Source organism: Curtobacterium flaccumfaciens (assembly GCF_004361695.1).
In the GTDB taxonomy this organism is placed as follows: domain Bacteria; phylum Actinomycetota; class Actinomycetes; order Actinomycetales; family Microbacteriaceae; genus Curtobacterium; species Curtobacterium flaccumfaciens_B.
This window is the reverse complement of the sequence record NZ_SNVW01000011.1, coordinates 88,764-106,995: the sequence shown is the minus strand read 5'-3', so window position 1 is coordinate 106,995 and position 18,232 is coordinate 88,764. Positions and strand designations below refer to the sequence as shown.

Genomic DNA, 18,232 nt, shown 5'->3' with positions numbered 1-18,232 from the left:
CCCGGCTGGTCGTCCGTCGCGCGTTCCGGCGTCGCTGATCGGACGGGAGGCGCGGCTGACGTCGCGTCGCCGGCCCGCGTCCACGTGCCCACCAGCTGGTCCGTCTCCGGCGTGACCGGCCCGGCGGGCCGGGAGGCCCGCCGACTCGGTCGGTCCGTCATCGGCGTGCGGGAATCGGAGGGATGCTGATCTCCTGCGTGGCGCCACGGTCGACGCCGAGCACGGCGGCGACGGTGTTCGCGACCCGGTCCGGGTCGGAGAACAGCTGGAACGCGTGCACGCGCACGTAGTGCCAGCCGAGACGACGGAGCACCTCGGGCCGGAGCCGCAGGGACTCGCGCAGCGAGCCCTTGACGAGCGACGCGTCGGTCTCGATCGTCACGCAGACCCCGCCGTGCGCGGCCACCAGGCCGAGCTTGCCGCGGTGGCCGAGGGCGACCGGGATGCCGCGCATCTCGAGCCGGCGGGCCAGGTCGACGAGCAGCGGGTCGGAGTCGTCCGGCACGTACTCAGCGGTGGTGCGCGCCCGGACCTCGGCGAGGATCTCGGCCAACGCGACGGTGCCGTGGCCCATGCGCTCGGCCTCGATGTCGGACGGTTGGAAGCACGTCACGATCACCATCGAGCGACGGGCACGGGTCATCGCGACCGCGAGCAGCCGCTCGCCGCCGGGCTTGCCGAGCGGACCGAAGTCCCGCAGCACGCGGCCGTGCGGCGTCCGGCCGTAGCCGATCGAGAACACGACGCGGTCGCGGCTCTGCGCGACGGACTGCTCGAGCGTCGCGACGATGAACGGCTCGGCGCGGTCCCCGATCACGAACTCGGTGAGGTCCTTGTGCCCCTGTGCCGCGGTGAGCACGGCCTGCTCGACCCGGACGGCGTGCTTCGCCGACGCGGTGATGACCATGAGCGACTCGGTCGGCCGGGTGCGGGCGTGGTCCATGACGAGGCGGACGACACGGTCCACCTCGGCGTCGACGCTCTCGACGGCACCGGACTCGGGGTCCGGCACGGCCTTGCCGTCGCTGACGTAGTCGAGCGCGATGGACCCGTGCCCGAGGAACGAACCGGCCCAGGGCAGCGACTCGATGCGGCCGCCGTAGAAGCGACGGTTGACGAGCTCGGCGAGGTCCTCGCCGCCGGCGCGGTACGACCGGGTGAGCGAGAGCGTCGGCAGGAGCGTCGACAGCTTCGCGAGCGCCGAGTCGGCGTGGAAGGCGTCGAGGACCGCTTCGTCGACCTGCAGCGCGCGGTGCGCCGGGTCGACCGCGATCCGGAACGGCGACGGGGTCTGCGTGACCGGGTCGCCGAACACGACGGTCTGCCGGGCGCGGCGGACGGCGCCGACGGTCTCGGCGATGGTGACGGCACCGGCGTCGACGAGGATCACCGTGTCGAAGGGCATGGTGTCCGCGATCTGCGACACCTCGTACGGCGAGGCGAGCCAGACCGGGGCGATCGAGCGCGACAGGTGCGGGGCGGAGTCCTGCAGGAGGCGCGAGCTGATCGCGCCCTCCTTCAGCTGCGTCTTGAGCGCCACGGCCTCGTCCGGCCAGTCGACGAGCCCGACCTTCCAGTTCTCGGCGAGCTGCCACGCCAGACCCTGGGAGACCCCGGCCGCGTGCGCGTCGTCGACGAGGCGGAAGTCGGCCTCGACCCGGTCGAGCATGTCGGTGTTCGCGCCGAGCAGGGCCCGGTCGGACTCGAGCATGGTCTCGAGCGCGGACTGCCACCAGGCGAGCTCGAGCTCGGCCGGCACGTGGGTGTCCGGCACGTGCCGGTTCGCCAGGTCGGTGATGAGCGGTTCGAGCTGCAGGTCGCGCAGGGTCTGCATGAGCTCGGTGCGCTCCTGCAGGTTGTGCAGGACGTCGGACTCCTCGGCGAGGCGGGCGATCGTCGGGACGAGCTCGTCGATCGGCACGTTCGCCAGCTGGGTCTCACGCGCGGTGCGGCCGAGCGGCTCGTCGAGGCGCGCGAGGTCCTCGACCACGTTCGAGAAGAGCACCTGGACGTCCGCGATGCCGGTGGGGACCTCGGGGTTCACGCCGGCGGCGACGTAGCGCTGCCAGAGCACGCGCTGCTGCTGGACGCGGGTGAGCGCCTCGTGCAGGTCGGACACGTGCACGCCGGGCCGCACGTACTCGCGCGCCAGCTTCTTCAGCCGGCGGCGGTTCGTGGCCGACATCGGGGCGCCCTCGCCGCGCGGGGCGGTGGCTGCCACGAGCTCGGAGACCGAACGGTCGAAGACGACGGGCAGGAAGCGGTCGAGGGTGTCCCGGATCTCGGTGAGCAGGCGCAGGTAGATGCCGAGCTCGTTGATCGTCGTGAACTGGCGCATGTGCGTCGAGTCCACGAGGTCGTGGGCACGGCGGAGCAGGGTCGGCAGGCCGTCGGTGTCGAGGTCCTTCGCCGTCTTGTGGGCACGCTGCGCGCCGTCACTCGAGCCGAACTTCGCGCCGTACCAGGGCGAGTCGTCCGGGCCGTAGCGGAACTCGCCGAGGTTCGCGGCACTGACCATCGTCTCGGCGACGCGGGAGCGCCCCTCGACCATGGACGTCACCGACGTCTTCGAGAGCCGGGCCGTGGTCGACGGCGGCACCGGCAGCAGCGAGAGCCGCGACAGTTCGACGAGGCAGTCGAGGACGGAGACGCGGAAGTCGGGGTCGACGCGGGTCAGCGAGCCGCGGTAGTCCTTGAGCACCTTCCGCAGCCGGACGAGGGCGTCGTCGACCTCGCGCAGGTTCGGACGCGATGCCTTCTCGTTGCGCGCGATGGAGCGCACGACGTCGCGGCGCAGGGTGCCGGGCGTCACGGCGACGCCGGGCAGCTGGACCTCGGCGAAGCGGGCGGCGATCCCACGGAGCGTGGCCCGGCGCGGGCTGACGACGAGCACGCGCTTGTTCGCGGCGACGAGGCCGCCGAGCGCGTTGACGATGGTCTGCGTGCCACCGGTGCCGGGCAGGGTCTTGACGACGATCGAGTTGCCGGCCGTGATCTGCGCGATCACGTTCTCCTGCTCGTCGTCCGCGTCGAGGAGGAGCGTGTCCGTCTCGGGGCTGCGCTCGTCCGACGGGGTCTGCTCGACCGGGTGGTACGACTGCTCGACCTGCCACTTGGCGCTGGGGTTGCCGGCGAGGGCGTCGAGCACGGGGTGCGACAGGTCCTCGGTGTCCTCGACCATGCCGGTCGCGACCTCGGCGAAGGTCGACACGACGAGGCGCGCGTGGACCGAGAAGCCCGGGATGTGCGCGGTCAGGCCACGGAGGCGGTCGATGACCGGGTTCGGCGTGAACGAGCCGTCCTGCTGCGCCAGCGCCACGAAGGACTGGGCGTCGAGGATGACGCCGAACTGCTCGTGCAGGGCATCGGCCAGGCCGGGGTTGAGCACGGGTTCGCCGAGCAGGCGGACCTCGAAGTCACGGCCGTGGCGACGGATCGCGAGCGGGCGGAGGAGGACCGGGCCGCGGAACTGCTCGTCGCCGTGCTGCCAGTCGGCCATGCCGATGCCGAGCTTCACGGCGTCGATGCCGCGCACGGTGGCGAGCTCGGTGCCCTTCGCCTCGACCTGGGCGGCGGCGATGCGGGCGGCACGGAGCGCCACCTCGTCGCGGATGAGGCTGGAGAGCAGCGTGGTCTTGCCGGTGATGAACTGGGCGAGGCCGCCGGGGTGCGTCGTCGAGAGCTCGATCCGGGCCCGCGGGTGGTCGGAGAAGTGCGTGAGGGGGCTGGTCCCGCCGACGCCGGTCAGCTGCTTCCGCCAGACGTCCCATGCGGGTTCGGCGGCGTTGCCGGCCTGGAGGCGCGGATCACCCAGGCTGATCGCCTGCGGACTCGTGAGCTGCAGTTCCGGACGCAGGGTGCGGTCGGGTTCGTCACTCACGACGGTCTCTTCCTGCTGCCCCCGCTGGTCCTGCTCCCCCTGCTGGTCGTGCTGATCCTGCTGATCCCGCTGGTTGGTGGGCGCGACGGCGCCCTCGACGCGGACGCCGTCGTTCACGTCGCCCTCGCCGTCGGTCACCCTGTCCGCTCGCCACACATCCGACACTGTAGGCGGGATCGCGCCGCCTCTCTGGCAATGAACCGAGGTTTCGGGGTTTCCGGCCCGGCCCGATGCGATCCCGGGCGAGGCGATGTGGTACCAACGGGACATGGCCATCGACGACCGCTCCGCTCCGTCCATCCCCGCGCCCTCGTCGGCCGGGCCGAACCGGCGTCGATCGGTCCCCGCCGAGATCTCGCGGTCGTGGCTCCTCGTCTCGGGCACGGCGTCCGACCGGTTCGAGCGGGCACAGCGCTCGCGGGCCGACCAGATCATCCTCGACATCGAGGACGCCGTCGACCCCGCCGCGAAGCCCGGTGCCCGCACGACGGTCGCCTCGTGGCTGGCCGGCGGCGGCGAGGCCTGGGTCCGGATCAACGACGTCACGACGGACTTCTGGGCCGACGACGTCGAGGAGCTCCGTGGGCTGCCCGGCCTGCAGGGCGTGATGCTCGCGAAGACCGAGTCGCCCGCGCAGGTCACCGACACGTGGCACCGCCTGGGTGGCCAGACGCCGGTGATCGCGCTCGTCGAGTCGGCGCTCGGCATCGAGGAGTCGGTGTCGATCGCACGGGCGCAGGGAGCGTTCCGGCTGGCCTTCGGCTCCGGGGACTACCGCCGCGACACCGGGACCTCGGCGGACACGCTCGCGATGGCGTACCCGCGGTCGAAGCTCGTCGTGGCCTCGCGCGTGGGCGACCTGCCCGGCCCCATCGACGGACCCACCGTCGGTTCGTCGCACCCGATCCTCCGCGAGCAGTCGCAGGTCGCCGTGTCGCTCGGCCTGACCGGCAAGCTCTGCCTCGACACCGAGCAGCTGCCGGTCATCAACGAGGTCATCTCCCCGACGCCGACCGACGTCGCCTGGGCGCAGGACTTCCTCGACGACTTCGAGGCCCGCGGGAAGGTCATCCGCGACGGATCGGACCTGCCGCGGCTCGGTCGCGCGCAGAAGATCCAGCGTCTCGCACAGGCGTTCGGGGTCGAGGCGCGGTAGGACGGTCTCCATGACCTGGTCGAACGTCCCCGGCGGACCGCCGCAGCCCACCCCGTCCGGCTCCTCCCCGGGCGCCGCCGACGCCCAGCGCGCGTGGGAGCAGGGCGGCACGACGCTCTTCCCGCCGGCGCGGCTCGCCGACCGCATCTCGACGGTGCTGCTGCTGGCGTTCGGCACCGTGATGACCGTGGTCACGGCGATCGTCGGCATCATCGCGGTGATCTCGGCCACCGCGACCTGCGACGCGGCGACCGGCTGCTCCCCGGGGACGTACTTCGGCGGGGCGGCGATCGCGGTCGGCGGGGCGTTCGTGATCGGGGTCGCGACGGTCGTCCTCGCGATCGGCGCCTGGATCCGCCGACGCAGCTCGTGGTGGATCGCGGCGATCGGCTTCGTGCTCGCGATCGGGTGCATCACCTGGGGCGGGATCGTCTTCGCCGGTGCCGCCGACGGGACGGGGTCCGGCCAGGTCTCCAGCACCGCCGCACCGGCCCGGTAGGGTCACCCGGGTGGGGAACTCCGTCCGGCTGCAGGTGTGCTCCGAGCCCGACGGCACCGTGCTCGCCGAGTGGGAGATCCAGTACGTCCTGCCCTTCCTGTGGCTCGGCTTCGTTCCTCCGCAGGTCTGGGACGAGCACGGAGCCCGGCTGACCGCGGCGCTCCGGTCGGGGCGTGCGCTCGACGCCGACGCGGCCGAGGTCCGCGTGCCCTGGTCAGTGGCGCTGCCGTCCTACCGTGACCGCCTCGGCGCCGTCGAGCGGACGTGGCCGGAGCTCGCCGATGCCGCCCGTGCCTTCCTGGGCGACGTCGCCTCGGTGGCGGCCCGTCCCGTCGACGCCGTCCTCTGCCTCGACCTGCTCGAACTCGTCGTCATGTCGGTCGCGGACGAGCACGACGTCGACGACCACGTCGCCGAGGTCGTCGGTGACGCCAGCCTCTGGGACGGCCCCGACCGCCGGGCGACCACCCGGGTGTCCGAGCTCGAGCGCGCGGTCGCCGAGGCCGAACCGGAGCGCTCCTTCCTGCTCGGCGGCGAGTGGACCGTCGGCGGCAACGCCCTCCCGCGGCAGGCCCCGCCCGCGCTCCCCGACCGCGTCGCCGAGCGCGTCGCCGACCGCGTTGCCGACGTCGGGCCGACCGAGGTGGGCGGGATCGGTCCCGAGCGGCCGGAGGTGCCCCGTCCGTCGTGGATCACGCCGGAACAGTGGCGACGGCGCTACGACCCCCGAGGCGACGACCTCTGGGAACGCGCGGCCACCGACGCCGCGAGCCGACGCGCGCGTGCCGCCGACCGTGCGGCGCCCTGGACGTGGTGGCGGACCGTCGTGACGGCGATCTCCGCCGCCGTGGTCGTCTTCGTGCTCGCCGGCGCCGCCACCCAGGACACTGTGGTCGCGGCGGTGGCCGGAGCGCTGGCGGCCGCGGTGGTCGTCATCGTGCGGGTCGTCGTCGTGCGTGTCGTCGTCGGGCGGCAGTCCGCGCGGAGCTGACCGGTCGTCGCTGGTCCTTCGGCGCTGGCCCGTCGCATCAGTCGGTTCCGGACAACGGCTTCCGCCACCGGTCGATCGACACCCGGATGCGTGCGGACCCGTCGCCCGTCCACACCGCCGCGAGTCCGTGCTCGACCAGGACGGACACCACGGTGTCACCCGCGACCGCGCGACTGCGCTCGGCGAGCGCCGTCCGCCCGCGCTCGGACAGCGCGGCGCGTGCCACGGCGTCCGGTCCGAGGTCCGGTGACGGACGGAAGGCACCGAACGCCAGACGCAGGACGGCGCCCGGTGCGGTGAGGCCCTCGGCGTCCTGCTCGTGGAAGAACACGTACGCCCACTCGCGGAACCCGTCCGGCGACTCCGGGTCCGGCGTCCGACCGTCCCGCACGATCCGGAACCCGTCGGACTGGTCGACGCCGGCCGCCGAGCCCACCGCGAAACCGTGCTCGTCGTGCAGCGCGGTGAACGCGTCGCGGAGCAGCTCGTACTGGCTGGTCACCGTCGGCCACGTCCGCTGCTCGTCGAGTCGCGCCCGCCACCGTGCGTGCACGTGGTCCTCGACGCGGCGTCGGAAGGCGGGGAGGTCGTCGCTGTCGTCCGCGAACCACTCCGTCACCACGTCGACGAGGTCCTGCTCCGTGGTGAACCCGGGCAGCAGGAGCGGGTCGATCACCTCGTCGAGCTGTTCCCCGTCCGGCTCGACCCGGTCCAGGTCCTCGTCCGGCACGCGCTGCGGGTCGAAGGGCTCGTCCGGAGCCGGTCGACGTCGTCGCCACCACAGGAGCCCCACGGCGTCACCGCTGCCACAGGGTCGTGGCCGAGCCGTCCGGACCCACGAAGACGTACGCGGCCCCGCCGCCGAACACCCCCGTGCCCGGAGGCTCCTCGAGCATCGCGACGAACTCGGTGTCGGCGGGCTGCTCGTCCCCCTGGATCCACTCCGGCACGCCGCCCCACTGCCCGGCATCCCCCACCGTGGGACAGGGTGCGGTGCCGGGCGCTCGGACACCGAGCAACCACGGATCGCCGTCGAGCAGCGCCGCGGTCGCATCCGCCGGTGGTGCCGCGAGCTCGAGGTCGCGACCGCCGACGACGACCGCCGCGTTGGCCCCCGCGTCGGGGTCCCACGAAGCGCAGCCACCCGGGTCTGCCTGGCAGAAGAACAGCAGGACCAGCGCACCACGGTGCTCGAGCTGGGCGGTGAAGCACATCGGCGCTCCGTGCTCGGCGCACCGCGGCCACGAGAACCCGGGCGGGGCGGCGGGCCGACCACCGAGCCGCGACGCCGTGATCGGGGCCGGGATGTGCGAGCGGTAGGCGCCGAGGACGGCACTCGCGACGTCAGCACCGACGACGTCCGCTTCGGCCACGTCCGCTTCGGCCACGTCAGCACCGACCACGGCAGCACCCGCGACGTCCGCACGTCCCTCGACGTCCGCCGTCACGACCACGACCTCACCCCGCGGTCCGTCCTGCCGGTCCACGACGAGCCGCCGCGCCGCGTCGTCGGCGACCGGGAACGTCCACCGGTACGACGGCCCGTCCGGTGCGGGGCCACCGGGCTGGACCGGCCCCGCGTCCGAGGCTCGGAGCATGCGCAGCACGGCGCCACGGTCGGGCGCGGGCATGCCGGCGCGCTCGACCTGCTCGTCGAGACGGTCCGCGACCTCGTCCCAGGCCTGACGGTTGCGCTCCCGCCCGCTCCGGACGACGAGCGCGTGCACGACGTGGAGCAGCACGACGGGGACGCCGGTGCAGAGCGCGGCGAAGCCCCACGACGGCCCTTCGCGCCAGCCGGCGAGGGCGTTGAGGAGCACCGCGACGGCGAGGAACCCGATCACCGCGAGGGTCCAGACGATCGCGAAGACGGGCGCCCACGATTGCCGTGCCGCTCGGTCGCGGGCCGCACGAGCAGCCTGCGTGTCGACGACCGCCCGCAGCCGGTCGGAACCCGATGCCCCGTCGTTCCCCACGACGGCAGCGTAGCGGCGTAGCGTCCGGTGCATGGTGACGGTGTCGCGGACGAGCGTCGCGGTGGTCGGTGGCGGCCCCGCCGGGGTCGTCCTCGGCCTGTTGCTCGCGCGCGCCGGCGTCGCGGTGCGCGTGGTCGAGAAGCACGACGACTTCAACCGGGACTTCCGCGGTGACACCGTGCACGCCTCGACGATCCGGCTGCTCGACGAGCTGGGCCTCGGCGACCGGTTCCGGGCACTGCCGCAGTCTCGGCTCGACGACTTCTCGCTGCCGATGCCCGACGGCTCACGGGCGCTGCTCGGCGACTTCTCGCGCCTCCGACCGCCGTACGACCACGTCGCGATGGTGCCGCAGTGGGACCTGCTGGACATGCTCGTGACCGCGGCACGCGAGGAGCCGTCGTTCACCATCTCGATGGGCCTCGCGGCGACCGGCATGATCGTGGAGAACGGCGTCGTCACCGGCGTGCACCTCCGGCCGTACGGCGCCCGCGGCGGTGCGGCCGAAGTCGAGTCCAGGACGGAGGCCGAGGAGCTCCGCGCCGACGTCGTCATCGCCTGCGACGGCCGCGACTCGGTGCTGCGGAGCGCCGCCGGGCTCCGTCCGCACACGTTCCCCGTGCCGTTCGACACCTGGTGGTTCCGGCTGCCGCGCGAGCCCGGCGACGCCGAGACCGCCCTCGTCCCCGCGTTCTCCGGCACCGACGTGCTGCTCAGCTTCCCGCGGCCGGACTACCACCAGGTCGCGTACTTCGCGCCGAAGGGCTCGGACGCCGCCCTCCGCGCCGAGGGCCTGGCGGCCTTCCGCGCCCGGGTCGCCCGGCTCCGGCCGGACTTCGCCGGACGGGTCGACGCGATCGCCTCGATGGACGACGTGCACGTGCTCGACGTCCGGATGGACCGGCTCCGGCGGTGGTGGCGCCCCGGGCTGCTCTGCATCGGCGACGCCGCCCACGCGATGTCACCGGCGGGCGGGGTCGGCATCAACCTGGCGGTGCAGGACGCCGTGGCGACGGCGGCGATCCTCGTGCCCGCGCTCCGACGCGGACTCGGTGGTGCGGGGCTCGACGGGGCGCTGGCGGCGGTGCAGCGACGCCGCTCGACGCCCGCGGTCATCGTCCAGACGGCACAGGCGGTGCTGCACCGGGTGGTGTTCGAACGGGCCTTCGCCGGTGCACTGCAGGCCGGGCCGCCGAAGCTCCCCGTCCTGCTCGCCCGCTGGGTCCCGCCGGTCCGGGGCGCTTACGCGCGCGGCATCGCGTTCGGCCCGCTGCCCGAGCACGCGCCCGCCTGGGCTCGACGCGGCGTGCACTCCACCGTCCCGCCGTCGGCCTCCGACCCCGCTCCCTGAGCGCCGCGATCCGCCTCGGCGCATGCTGGGCCCATGAAGCAACGAGTCATCGGAGACGTGTCGGTCAGTGCCATCGGACTGGGCGGCATGCCCATGTCCATCGAGGGACGCCCGGACGAACGGCAGGCGATCGCCACGATCCACGCCGCACTCGAGGCCGGCGTCACCCTCATCGACACCGCCGACGCGTACCACCTGGCCGCCCACGACGAGGTGGGACACAACGAGTCGCTCATCGCGAAGGCGGTGCGCGAGTACCACGGCGACACCTCCGACGTCCTCATCGCGACGAAGGGCGGACACCTCCGCCCCGAAGCCGGTGCGTGGGCGCAGAACGGTCGCCCGGAGTACCTGAAGGAGGCTGCGAAGGCATCGGCGAAGCGCCTCGGCGTCGAGACGATCGGCCTGTACCAGTTCCACCGTCCGGACCCCGCCGTGCCGTACGCCGAGTCGGTCGGTGCGCTCGGTGAGCTCCTCGACGAGGGCGTCATCCGGATGGCCGGCATCTCGAACGCCGACCCCGACCAGATCCGCACCGCCAACGATGTGCTCGACGGCCGCCTGGCCTCGGTGCAGAACCAGTACTCACCGAAGTTCCGATCGAGCGAGCCGGAGCTGGAACTCTGCGACGAGCTCGGCATCGCGTTCCTGCCGTGGAGCCCGCTCGGCGGCATCGCGAACGCGGCGGAGCTCGGCACGGCGTTCGAGGACTTCGCCTACATCGCCCGTGACCGCGGGGTCAGCCCGCAGGTGATCGCACTGGCGTGGGAGCTGCAGAAGAGCGACGTCGTCGTGCCGATCCCCGGGGCGTCCCGCCCGCAGTCGATCCTCGACTCGGTGACGGCCGCGACGATCAAGCTGCGTCCGGAGGACGTCGCCCGACTCGACGCGTCGCAACCGGCGGCCGTCTGACGGACGCGCCCCGTGCCTCCAGGTCGGACCGGCGGCACGGGGCCCGCTCCCCGTCGACTGCGATCAGGCGGGGCAGGCCGCCGAGACCTCCCGCAGGGCCGACTGGACGTCGGACTGGGCCTGCTTCGCCTCGGTGGAGTCGGCCGACCCGCTCGACGTGAGCGCCGAGGCGTAGTCCTTCGCCGCGGCGTTGAAGTCCGAGAACGCGGTCTTCACGGTGGCGTTGCCGATGTCCGGCAGCGCCGCGTCGAGCCGTTCGTTCAGCTCCGACACGACGGCGGCACGCGCCTTCGGGTCAGCCGGGGCCGAGGCGGACGTCTGCGACGCGACGAACGAGCGGAACTCGCCCTCGAGCTGGGCGCACGCTTCCTGCTGCGACTGCGCGGACGCGGTGCCCGTGGCCGTCGGCGTCGCGGCGGCACTGCTGTCCGACGACCGACCGGACGGCGAACCGCCGGACGAGCACCCGGCGAGGAGTGCGACGGCGATCGCGGCCGTGGCGAGCGAGACGAGCTTCTTCGGCATGGTGGTGGTTCCCCCGGTCCTGGCCGCCGCTCCGGTCGGAGCGCGGCTCCCCGCCGAGCGTACCGACCGGGTCCGCCGCACGACCGGACGGCGGAACGGGTCCGGTCGCGTACGGTCGAGGGCATGCGAGCGATCACCCCGGACCACGGTTCCCTCCACGTCGGCGAACGCCCGGACCCGGTGCCGGGCAGCGGCGAGGTGCTCATCGAGGTCGCCGCAGCCGGGGTCAACAACGCGGACCTGCAGCAGGTCGCGGGGAACTACCCACCGCCGCCCGGGGCATCCGACGTGCTCGGCCTCGAGGTGTCCGGCACCGTGCGCGCACTCGGTCCCGACGTGCAGGGCTTCGCCGTCGGCGACCGGGTCTGCGCGCTCCTCTCCGGCGGCGGGTACGCCTCGCTCGTGGTCGCGCCCGCGACGCAGGTGCTGCCCGTGCCGGACGGGGTCGACCTGGTCGAGGCCGCCGGGCTGCCCGAAGCCGCCTGCACCGTCTACTCGAACGTGGGCATGCTCGCGGGGCTCCGGCCGGGCCAGACGCTCCTGGTGCACGGAGGCACCGGCGGGATGGGCTCGCACGCGGTGCTCTGGGCGAAGGCGCTCGGCGCCACGGTGATCGCGACGTCGGGCGGGGAGCGCAAGGTGCAGGCGTCCCGCGACCTCGGCGCCGACCTGGTGATCGACCACCGCTCGGAGGACTTCGTCGCCCGGTCGCTCGAGTACACCGACGGCCGTGGCGTCGACGTGGTCCTCGACGTCGTCGGCCCGGACTACCTCGGGCGGAACCTCGACGTCCTCGCGCAGAACGGCCACGTCGCCGTGATCGCCTCGGGCAGCGGCCGGACGGGCGAGCTCGACTTCGGGACGATGATGCGGAAGCGGGCAACCATCAGCGCCACCACGCTCCGCGCGCGTCCGCTCGACGAGAAGGCCACCATCGTCGAGGCGGTCCGCTACAACGTCTGGCCGTTCGTGGCCGACGGGCGGGTCCGTCCGGTGATCGACTCGGTCCTGCCGCTCGACGACGCCGCCGAGGCGCACCGCCGGGTGCGCGACGGCGAGGTGATCGGCAAGGTCCTGCTGACGCCCTAGGCGCCGGGGTCCTGGCGCACCAGGTCGAGCACCTGCCCGCACTTCTCACCGAAGGTGGCACGGAGCAGCGCGTCCGCATCAGGGTCCGCGTCGGCCAGCGAGGGCATGTCGATCGCGAGCATCACCGCGAAGATCATGCCGCTGCCGAGGAAGCCCTGCACCTGCTCGTCCGGGATCCCGGCCTCGTCGCGGAGGAACCGGTACATCTCGAGGAACCCGGCCCGGGCAGCTGCTCCGATCGCCGGGTCCGCCCCGGAGACGAAGCCCTGGAGCAGCATCGTGTGCAGGCCGCGCTCGGCGGCGAGGTCGACGAACTGCTCGCCGATGACGTGGGCGACGGTGTCGTCCGGTCCGAGGTGCGTCAGCGTCTCGCGCCAGGCATCGAGCAGTGTCGTCAGGGTCCCGCGGAACACCTCGATGAACAGGGCTTCCTTCGAGCCGAACATCCGCACGACGTAGGGCTGGCTGATCCCGGCGGCCGAGGCGATCTGGTCTGTCGTGGTGCCGTGGTACCCCTGACGCCCGAAGAGACCACGGGCAGCCTCGAGGATCATCGCGCGACGCTGCGCGGCCGGCATGCGGCCGGCGGGGGCCGACACACCCGCCGACGATCCGGTGCTCGCCGTGGTCGGAGGCGTCGATCCGGTGGTCGAGGAGGTCATGGTTGACAGGTTATCAGTCGATTACTACAGTCCACCTCGGAAGTAATCATCGGATTACCAAAACGAACGGACCCCTCCCATGGAACGACGCATCCCCGTCTGGCTCGCCGTCGCAGCCGCGTCCCTCCCGATGTTCATGGCCACGCTCGACAACCTCGTCGTCACGAGTGCGCTGCCCGCCGTGCACGCCGACCTCGGTGCCTCGGTCGAGGAGCTGCAGTGGATCACGAACGCCTACACGCTCGCGTTCGCCGCGCTCATGCTGCTGGCCGTCGGGCTCGGTGACCGGCTGGGCCGCCGGCACCTCTTCGTCGCCGGCATCGCCGTCTTCACGGTCTCCTCCGCCTTCGCCGCGCTGAGCACCGACCCGACGGCCCTGATCGTCTGGCGCGCCGTCGAGGGCGCCGGGGCCGCCGCGATCATGCCCCTCTCGCTGACCCTGCTGGTCGGCAGCGTGCCGGACCGACTCCGCACCGTCGGCATCGGCGTCTGGGGCGGGATCTCCGGCCTCGGCGTCGCCCTCGGCCCGCTCATCGGCGGCGCGGTCGTGGAGAGCTGGAGCTGGGAGGCCATCTTCTGGCTCAACGTGCCGGTCGGCGTCGTCGCGATCCCGCTCGCGCTGTACGCCCTGCCGAACACCCGCGGAGCCCGCGTCCGCGCCGACGTCGTGGGCGTCCTGCTGGCCGGACTCGGCGTGCTCGGGGTCGTCTTCGGGGTCGTGCGCGGCAACGACGCCAGCTGGACGAGCGGCGAGGTCCTCACCGGCCTGGTCGGCGGCGGCGTGCTCCTGGTCGCGTTCGTCCTCTGGCAGGCCCGGACCAGTGCGCCGCTCCTGCCGCTCCGCTTCTTCCGCGACCGCAGCTTCGCCCTCGCCAACGTCGTCGCGATGACGTTCTCGTTCGGGGCCTTCGGCGCGGTCTTCATCCTCATCCAGTTCCTGCAGGTCGTGCAGGGACGCACCCCGCTCGAGGCCGGCGTCTGGACGATGCCGTGGACGCTCGCCCCGATGGTCGTCGCACCGCTCGCCGGCATCGTGGCGCCCCGCATCGGCACACGTGCGCTCATCACGGGCGGCATGGTGTTCCTGTCCGCGGGACTGTTCTGGATCGCCGGCACGATGTCGGCCGACGTCACCTTCACGACGCTGCTGCCGGGCTTCGTGCTCGCGGGCATCGGGATGGGTGCGGTGTTCGGGCCGATCTCGACGGCGGTGCTCGCCCGGATGCCGCAGCACGACCACGCGAAGGCGTCGGGTGCGAACTCCACGCTCCGCGAGATCGGGGTCGCGCTCGGCATCGCCGTCCTCACCGCGGTCTTCACGGGCAACGGCGGCGAACTCACCCCGACCGGCTACGTCGACGCGGCACAGCCCGCGGTGGCGGTCGGCGCGGCCGTGGTCGCGATCAGTGCGATCGCCGCCGCCTTCCTGCCGGCCGGACGCTCAGCCCACGTCCCCGACATGGTCGCCGACGACGGCCTGGAGGCACGGGTCACCCCCGTCGCGCCGGCCCCGGTCGCGTAGTCCCCGGTCGCGCGGGTCCTGTCCCGCCTGCCCCGGTCGCGACGGCACCGGTCGCGACGGCCCGGCTCAGGCGTGGACGCGGGCGAGGAACTCGACGAGGGCCGGGTGGCCGGGGGCGTCGAGGACCTCGGCCGGGGTGCCCTGCTCGACGACCTCGCCCCGGTGCAGGAACACGATCCGGTCGGCCACGTTCCGCGCGAAGTGCATCTCGTGCGTGGTCATCAGGATCGTGGAGCCCTGCCGCTTGAGCTCCGTGACCAGGTCGAGCACCTCGCCGACCAGCTGCGGGTCGAGGGCACTCGTGACCTCGTCGAGCAGCAGCAGCTCGGGGTCGGACGCGATCGCCCGCACGATGGCGACGCGCTGCTGCTGCCCGCCGGAGAGCCGATCCGGGTAGGCCCCGGCGAAGTCGGCCAGGCCGATCCGGTCGAGCAGCCGACGAGCGGTCTCCTCGGCCTGCGCCTTCCCGACGCCGTGCACCTGCCGCGACGCGAGCGTCACGTTGTCGAGCACGGTCATGTGCGGGAACAGGTTGAACTGCTGGAAGACCACGCCGATGCGGGCCCGGGTCGCGTCGACGTCGATCCGCGGGTCCGCGATGTCCGTGCCCTGCAGCAGGATCTCGCCGTCGTCGATGCCCTCGAGCAGGTTCACCGTCTTGAGCAGGGTCGACTTGCCGGAGCCGGACGCGCCGATGACGCAGATGACCTCGTGGCGGTGCACGGTCAGGTCGATCCCGCGCAGGACCTCGTGCTCGCCGAAGGCCTTGCGGAGGCCGCGCAGCTCGAGCACCGCGGCCGACGTGTCGGGGGTGATCCGTGCCTCCAGGCCCGAGCCGCTGTCACTCATACGGTCCCTCCGATCTGTTCGCGCCGCTGCTGGCGACGCGCGATCGCGTCGGTGACGCGGATCAGCGGCAGGCTGATCACCACGAACAGCAGACCGGCGACGAAGTACGGCGTGAAGTTGTAGGTCTCGGCCTGGGCGATCTGCGCCGAGCGGACCGCGTCCACCGCGCCGAGGATCGACACGAGCCCGACGTCCTTCTGCATCGACACGAAGTCGTTCATGAGCGCCGGCGTGACCTTCCGGATCGCCTGCGGCAGCACCACGAGCCGCAGCGTCTTCGCGTGCGAGAGGCCGAGCGACCGGGCTGCCAGACGCTGCGACGGGTGTACGGCCTCCATGCCGGCGCGGAGCACCTCGGCGATGTACGACGAGTACGTCAGGGTGATCGCGATCGTGCCCCAGACCTCGGCGGGCAGTCGCGGGAAGACCCCGAGGCCGGGGATCCCGTAGCCCACCAGGTACAGGACGATGATGAGCGGCAGCCCGCGGAACAGGTCGGTGTACCCGGTCGCGAGCATCCGCAGCGGGAAGAACACCGGGTTCCGCAGCCCTCGCACCACGGCGAGGAGCGTGCCGAACACGGCGACGCCGATCGCGCTGAAGAACAGGATCCGGATGTTCAGCCAGAGTCCCTCGAGGATCGAGGGGAACGACTCGATCGCCGTCTGCGGATCGAAGAACGACTGCTGGACCGCAGCCCAGCCCGGGGTGTTCACGACGCCGAAGTAGGCGATCGCGATGACGACGAGCGTCGACGCGACCGACACCACCACGGCCCGGCGACCGCGCTGCCGGCGGTAGAGCCGACGCTCGAGCTCGACCGGGCTCGGCGCGGGGGTGGCCACCGGCGTCCCGGCACCTGCTGGCAGGGTCATGCGCTGGCTTCCGACCGGATCACGCGGCTACTTCAGGACCGGCGTACCGGTCTCCGAGGAGAGCCACTTCGTCTGCAGGTCCTCGAGCGTGCCGTCGTCGTTCAGCGCCTTCAGCGCCTTGTCGACCTTGCTCGTCAGTTTCGAGTCCTTCGGCAGCACGAACCCGAACTGGTCGCCCTTGCCGTCCGCCGGGAACTGCGCGGACACCGTGCCGTCGTCGAGCTGCGCGGCGGCCATGTAGAACGCGGTCGGCAGGTCGGTGACGATCGCGTCGATCTGGCCCGACTTGAGCGCGAGGACGGCGTCGTCGTTCGAGTTGAACACCTGCGGGGTGACCCCGAGGACGCTCTTCACGCTCGCGATCGACGTGGACCCGGTGGCGACACCGATCGCGTCCTTCTTGAGCGCCGCGATGGTCGTGTCGTCGACGGCCTTCGAGGTCGTGGTCGTGACCACGGCCTGGGTGGTCGTGTAGTACGGCGTCGACATGTCGACGGCCTTCTTGCGCTTCGCGTCGATCGAGAACTGCTGGACGTTGAGGTCCCAGTCCTTCGGGCCGGGGGCGATCGCGCTGTCGAACGTGCTGCGCTTCCAGACGACGTCGGACTTCGCGTAACCCATCTCCTTCGCGACGGCGTAGGCCACCGCGGACTCGAAGCCCTTGCCGGACTGGGGCTTGTTGTCCTCGACCCAGGGCGAGTACGCGGGCTGGCCGGTCGCGATGGTGAGCTTGCCGTCGGTGACGGTGCCGTCGGCGTTGCCGCTGCCCCCGGCGGAGCAGGCCGACAGGGCGATGGCGGCGACCGCGGCGGTGGCGACGGCGAGGGTGAGGCGGAGGGAACGGGTCACGGTCGGGCCTTCGTGAGGGGGTCAGGGCAGGACGAAGTGTACTTCGCAGTGGGATACCAGCGCGAAACCGCCGTCACCGGGTGACGCACCCGCGGCCATCGACCGCCTCGCGCCAGACTGGTAGCCTGCAGGTGCGGGCTGAACCGAGCGCATGCTCGGCTGAGGTCTGAGATCAAGGGGCGTCCCAGCACGGGGCGCCCCCTTTCCGTTCCCTGGACGCACCTCCCGCTCTCCGGACGCCCCTTCTGATCTCCGAACGCCCGTGCTGTCTCCGGACGTTCCCGAACGCCGTCACGGCCAGACGACGATCGCGTCCCGGCGGGCGTTCGTGACCTCGGTCCGCCAGACCGGCCGGAGCTCGTCCCACATCGTCTCGTCACAGACACTGCCGCTCTTCGCGCCCGGCGCCTGGAACCGTCGGAACGCCGCGTACGCCACGAGGTCGGCGGCCTGGATGAAGTACGACGACGCGGAGTCGCGCGGAACCGGGTCCTCGACCAGCAACGGCGCCGTGACCCGGACACCACCGGGAGCGAAGCTGTGTCGGCGGAACCGGCGGTGGATCGCGCGGACCGTCGCGTCGTCTCCGCCGTCGTGCACGAGGATGATCGGCTTGCCGGACCGCTCCGAACGGAGTCGGAGACGCTGGAGCAGGTAGGTCCACGCCCGGTCCTCCGGCTGGTAGTCCATCGGCCGCGCTTCCTTGTCGATCACGACCGCGAAGACACCGGACGACGCCACCGTCAACGCGGCGAGCGACCGGCGGAACACGTCACGCCGCTGACCGTCACCGAGCCCGAGGTCGCGGAGGTCGCCCCGTCCGCGGAGCAGCACGTTCGCCTTGAGCTCGTGGCGGACGAGGATGCCGTAGGCGTCACGGAACTCGCGACGGACTCCGGCCAGCCAGTCCAGGCGATCGGTCCAGTCTCCGCCGGGGACGAGGACGCAGCCCAGCGTGTACGTACGGGTCGCCCCGGGAGAGGCCGCAGGGTCGCCCTCGTCGCCCGTCTCGTCCACGTAGGCGAACTCGAACGGCGCCTCGAGCGCCGCTCGAGCGAGGGCGGGGACGCGGCCGGAGTCCATCCGGCCAACATAC

Annotated in this window: 16 protein-coding genes; 7 read left to right on the top strand and 9 right to left on the bottom strand. The window is 72.6% G+C overall.

Going from position 1 to position 18,232, the window contains the following annotated elements:
• Positions 1–157: 157 nt before the first annotated feature.
• Positions 158–3,880 carry an AAA family ATPase gene (locus tag EDF64_RS14745; protein ID WP_432207032.1) on the bottom strand — a complete coding sequence of 1,241 codons (3,723 nt, stop codon included), beginning with the start codon at positions 3,878–3,880 and terminating at the stop codon, positions 158–160.
• Between the two features lie 268 nt (positions 3,881–4,148).
• On the opposite strand from EDF64_RS14745, the gene EDF64_RS14740 reads away from it, so the two are divergent.
• From EDF64_RS14740 to EDF64_RS14730, 3 genes are read left to right on the top strand one after another with little or no spacing between them, the layout of a single operon-like run.
• Positions 4,149–5,036 carry an HpcH/HpaI aldolase/citrate lyase family protein gene (locus EDF64_RS14740; RefSeq protein WP_243736407.1) on the top strand — a complete coding sequence of 296 codons (888 nt, stop codon included), beginning with the start codon at positions 4,149–4,151 and terminating at the stop codon, positions 5,034–5,036.
• 10 nt (positions 5,037–5,046) lie between these two features.
• Entirely contained in the window at positions 5,047–5,535 is a 489-nt protein-coding gene (locus tag EDF64_RS14735; RefSeq protein WP_133520724.1) for a DUF6264 family protein, read from the top strand.
• Between the two features lie 10 nt (positions 5,536–5,545).
• Positions 5,546–6,526 carry a hypothetical protein gene (locus EDF64_RS14730; RefSeq protein WP_133520723.1) on the top strand — a complete coding sequence of 327 codons (981 nt, stop codon included), beginning with the start codon at positions 5,546–5,548 and terminating at the stop codon, positions 6,524–6,526.
• A gap of 37 nt (positions 6,527–6,563) precedes the next feature.
• On the opposite strand, the gene EDF64_RS14725 is transcribed toward EDF64_RS14730, so the two are convergent.
• Both EDF64_RS14725 and EDF64_RS14720 read right to left on the bottom strand, forming a co-directional pair.
• Positions 6,564–7,319 (bottom strand): DUF6891 domain-containing protein, encoded by a 756-nt coding sequence (locus EDF64_RS14725; protein ID WP_133520722.1) that lies wholly within the window; start codon positions 7,317–7,319, stop codon positions 6,564–6,566.
• Positions 7,320–7,323: 4 nt separating this feature from the next.
• Entirely contained in the window at positions 7,324–8,502 is a 1,179-nt protein-coding gene (locus EDF64_RS14720; RefSeq protein ID WP_133520721.1) for a DUF1963 domain-containing protein, read from the bottom strand.
• 31 nt (positions 8,503–8,533) lie between these two features.
• On the opposite strand from EDF64_RS14720, the gene EDF64_RS14715 reads away from it, so the two are divergent.
• Both EDF64_RS14715 and EDF64_RS14710 read left to right on the top strand, forming a co-directional pair.
• Complete coding sequence (locus tag EDF64_RS14715) at positions 8,534–9,853, top strand: FAD-dependent oxidoreductase (protein ID WP_133520720.1); 1,320 nt, start codon at positions 8,534–8,536, stop codon at positions 9,851–9,853.
• Positions 9,854–9,886: 33 nt separating this feature from the next.
• The gene (locus EDF64_RS14710; RefSeq protein WP_133520719.1) at positions 9,887–10,765 is read left to right on the top strand and encodes an aldo/keto reductase; all 879 of its coding nucleotides are present in this window, start codon (positions 9,887–9,889) and stop codon (positions 10,763–10,765) included.
• Positions 10,766–10,828: 63 nt separating this feature from the next.
• Here EDF64_RS14710 and EDF64_RS14705 read toward each other — a convergent pair whose 3' ends face one another.
• Positions 10,829–11,290, bottom strand: coding sequence for a hypothetical protein (locus tag EDF64_RS14705; RefSeq protein WP_133520718.1), 462 nt, complete (start codon positions 11,288–11,290; stop codon positions 10,829–10,831).
• Between the two features lie 123 nt (positions 11,291–11,413).
• On the opposite strand from EDF64_RS14705, the gene EDF64_RS14700 reads away from it, so the two are divergent.
• The gene (locus EDF64_RS14700) at positions 11,414–12,379 is read left to right on the top strand and encodes an NAD(P)H-quinone oxidoreductase (RefSeq protein ID WP_133520717.1); all 966 of its coding nucleotides are present in this window, start codon (positions 11,414–11,416) and stop codon (positions 12,377–12,379) included.
• On the opposite strand, the gene EDF64_RS14695 is transcribed toward EDF64_RS14700, so the two are convergent.
• The gene (locus EDF64_RS14695) at positions 12,376–13,041 is read right to left on the bottom strand and encodes a TetR/AcrR family transcriptional regulator (protein WP_133520716.1); all 666 of its coding nucleotides are present in this window, start codon (positions 13,039–13,041) and stop codon (positions 12,376–12,378) included. The genes EDF64_RS14700 and EDF64_RS14695 overlap by 4 nt on opposite strands.
• 79 nt (positions 13,042–13,120) lie before the next feature.
• On the opposite strand from EDF64_RS14695, the gene EDF64_RS14690 reads away from it, so the two are divergent.
• Positions 13,121–14,563 carry an MFS transporter gene (locus EDF64_RS14690; protein WP_133520715.1) on the top strand — a complete coding sequence of 481 codons (1,443 nt, stop codon included), beginning with the start codon at positions 13,121–13,123 and terminating at the stop codon, positions 14,561–14,563.
• A 66-nt stretch (positions 14,564–14,629) separates the two neighbouring features.
• Here EDF64_RS14690 and EDF64_RS14685 read toward each other — a convergent pair whose 3' ends face one another.
• From EDF64_RS14685 to EDF64_RS14670, 4 genes are all read right to left on the bottom strand, one after another.
• Positions 14,630–15,412 carry an amino acid ABC transporter ATP-binding protein gene (locus EDF64_RS14685; RefSeq protein WP_133520714.1) on the bottom strand — a complete coding sequence of 261 codons (783 nt, stop codon included), beginning with the start codon at positions 15,410–15,412 and terminating at the stop codon, positions 14,630–14,632.
• Complete coding sequence (locus tag EDF64_RS14680; protein ID WP_133520713.1) at positions 15,409–16,287, bottom strand: amino acid ABC transporter permease; 879 nt, start codon at positions 16,285–16,287, stop codon at positions 15,409–15,411. Before EDF64_RS14680 ends, EDF64_RS14685 begins: the two co-directional genes overlap by 4 nt.
• 27 nt (positions 16,288–16,314) lie before the next feature.
• Positions 16,315–17,136, bottom strand: a complete 822-nt coding sequence (locus EDF64_RS14675; RefSeq protein ID WP_133520712.1) for an ABC transporter substrate-binding protein — start codon at positions 17,134–17,136, stop codon at positions 16,315–16,317.
• A gap of 291 nt (positions 17,137–17,427) precedes the next feature.
• A complete protein-coding gene (locus EDF64_RS14670) occupies positions 17,428–18,219 on the bottom strand; it encodes a DUF3800 domain-containing protein (protein WP_133520711.1) in 792 nt (263 codons plus the stop codon).
• Positions 18,220–18,232: the final 13 nt, after the last annotated feature.

Bases quoted from the DNA above. Each gene is read 5' to 3' on its own strand.
- EDF64_RS14690 (WP_133520715.1), top strand. From the start codon at position 13,121: ATGGAACGACGCATCCCCGTCTGGCTCGCCGTCGCAGCCGCGTCCCTC.
- EDF64_RS14715 (WP_133520720.1), top strand. From the start codon at position 8,534: ATGGTGACGGTGTCGCGGACGAGCGTCGCGGTGGTCGGTGGCGGCCCC.
- EDF64_RS14680 (WP_133520713.1), bottom strand. From the start codon at position 16,287: ATGACCCTGCCAGCAGGTGCCGGGACGCCGGTGGCCACCCCCGCGCCG.
- EDF64_RS14705 (WP_133520718.1), bottom strand. From the start codon at position 11,290: ATGCCGAAGAAGCTCGTCTCGCTCGCCACGGCCGCGATCGCCGTCGCA.
- EDF64_RS14695 (WP_133520716.1), bottom strand. From the start codon at position 13,041: ATGACCTCCTCGACCACCGGATCGACGCCTCCGACCACGGCGAGCACC.
- EDF64_RS14710 (WP_133520719.1), top strand. From the start codon at position 9,887: ATGAAGCAACGAGTCATCGGAGACGTGTCGGTCAGTGCCATCGGACTG.
- EDF64_RS14670 (WP_133520711.1), bottom strand. From the start codon at position 18,219: ATGGACTCCGGCCGCGTCCCCGCCCTCGCTCGAGCGGCGCTCGAGGCG.
- EDF64_RS14685 (WP_133520714.1), bottom strand. From the start codon at position 15,412: ATGAGTGACAGCGGCTCGGGCCTGGAGGCACGGATCACCCCCGACACG.
- EDF64_RS14700 (WP_133520717.1), top strand. From the start codon at position 11,414: ATGCGAGCGATCACCCCGGACCACGGTTCCCTCCACGTCGGCGAACGC.
- EDF64_RS14740 (WP_243736407.1), top strand. From the start codon at position 4,149: ATGGCCATCGACGACCGCTCCGCTCCGTCCATCCCCGCGCCCTCGTCG.
- EDF64_RS14735 (WP_133520724.1), top strand. From the start codon at position 5,047: ATGACCTGGTCGAACGTCCCCGGCGGACCGCCGCAGCCCACCCCGTCC.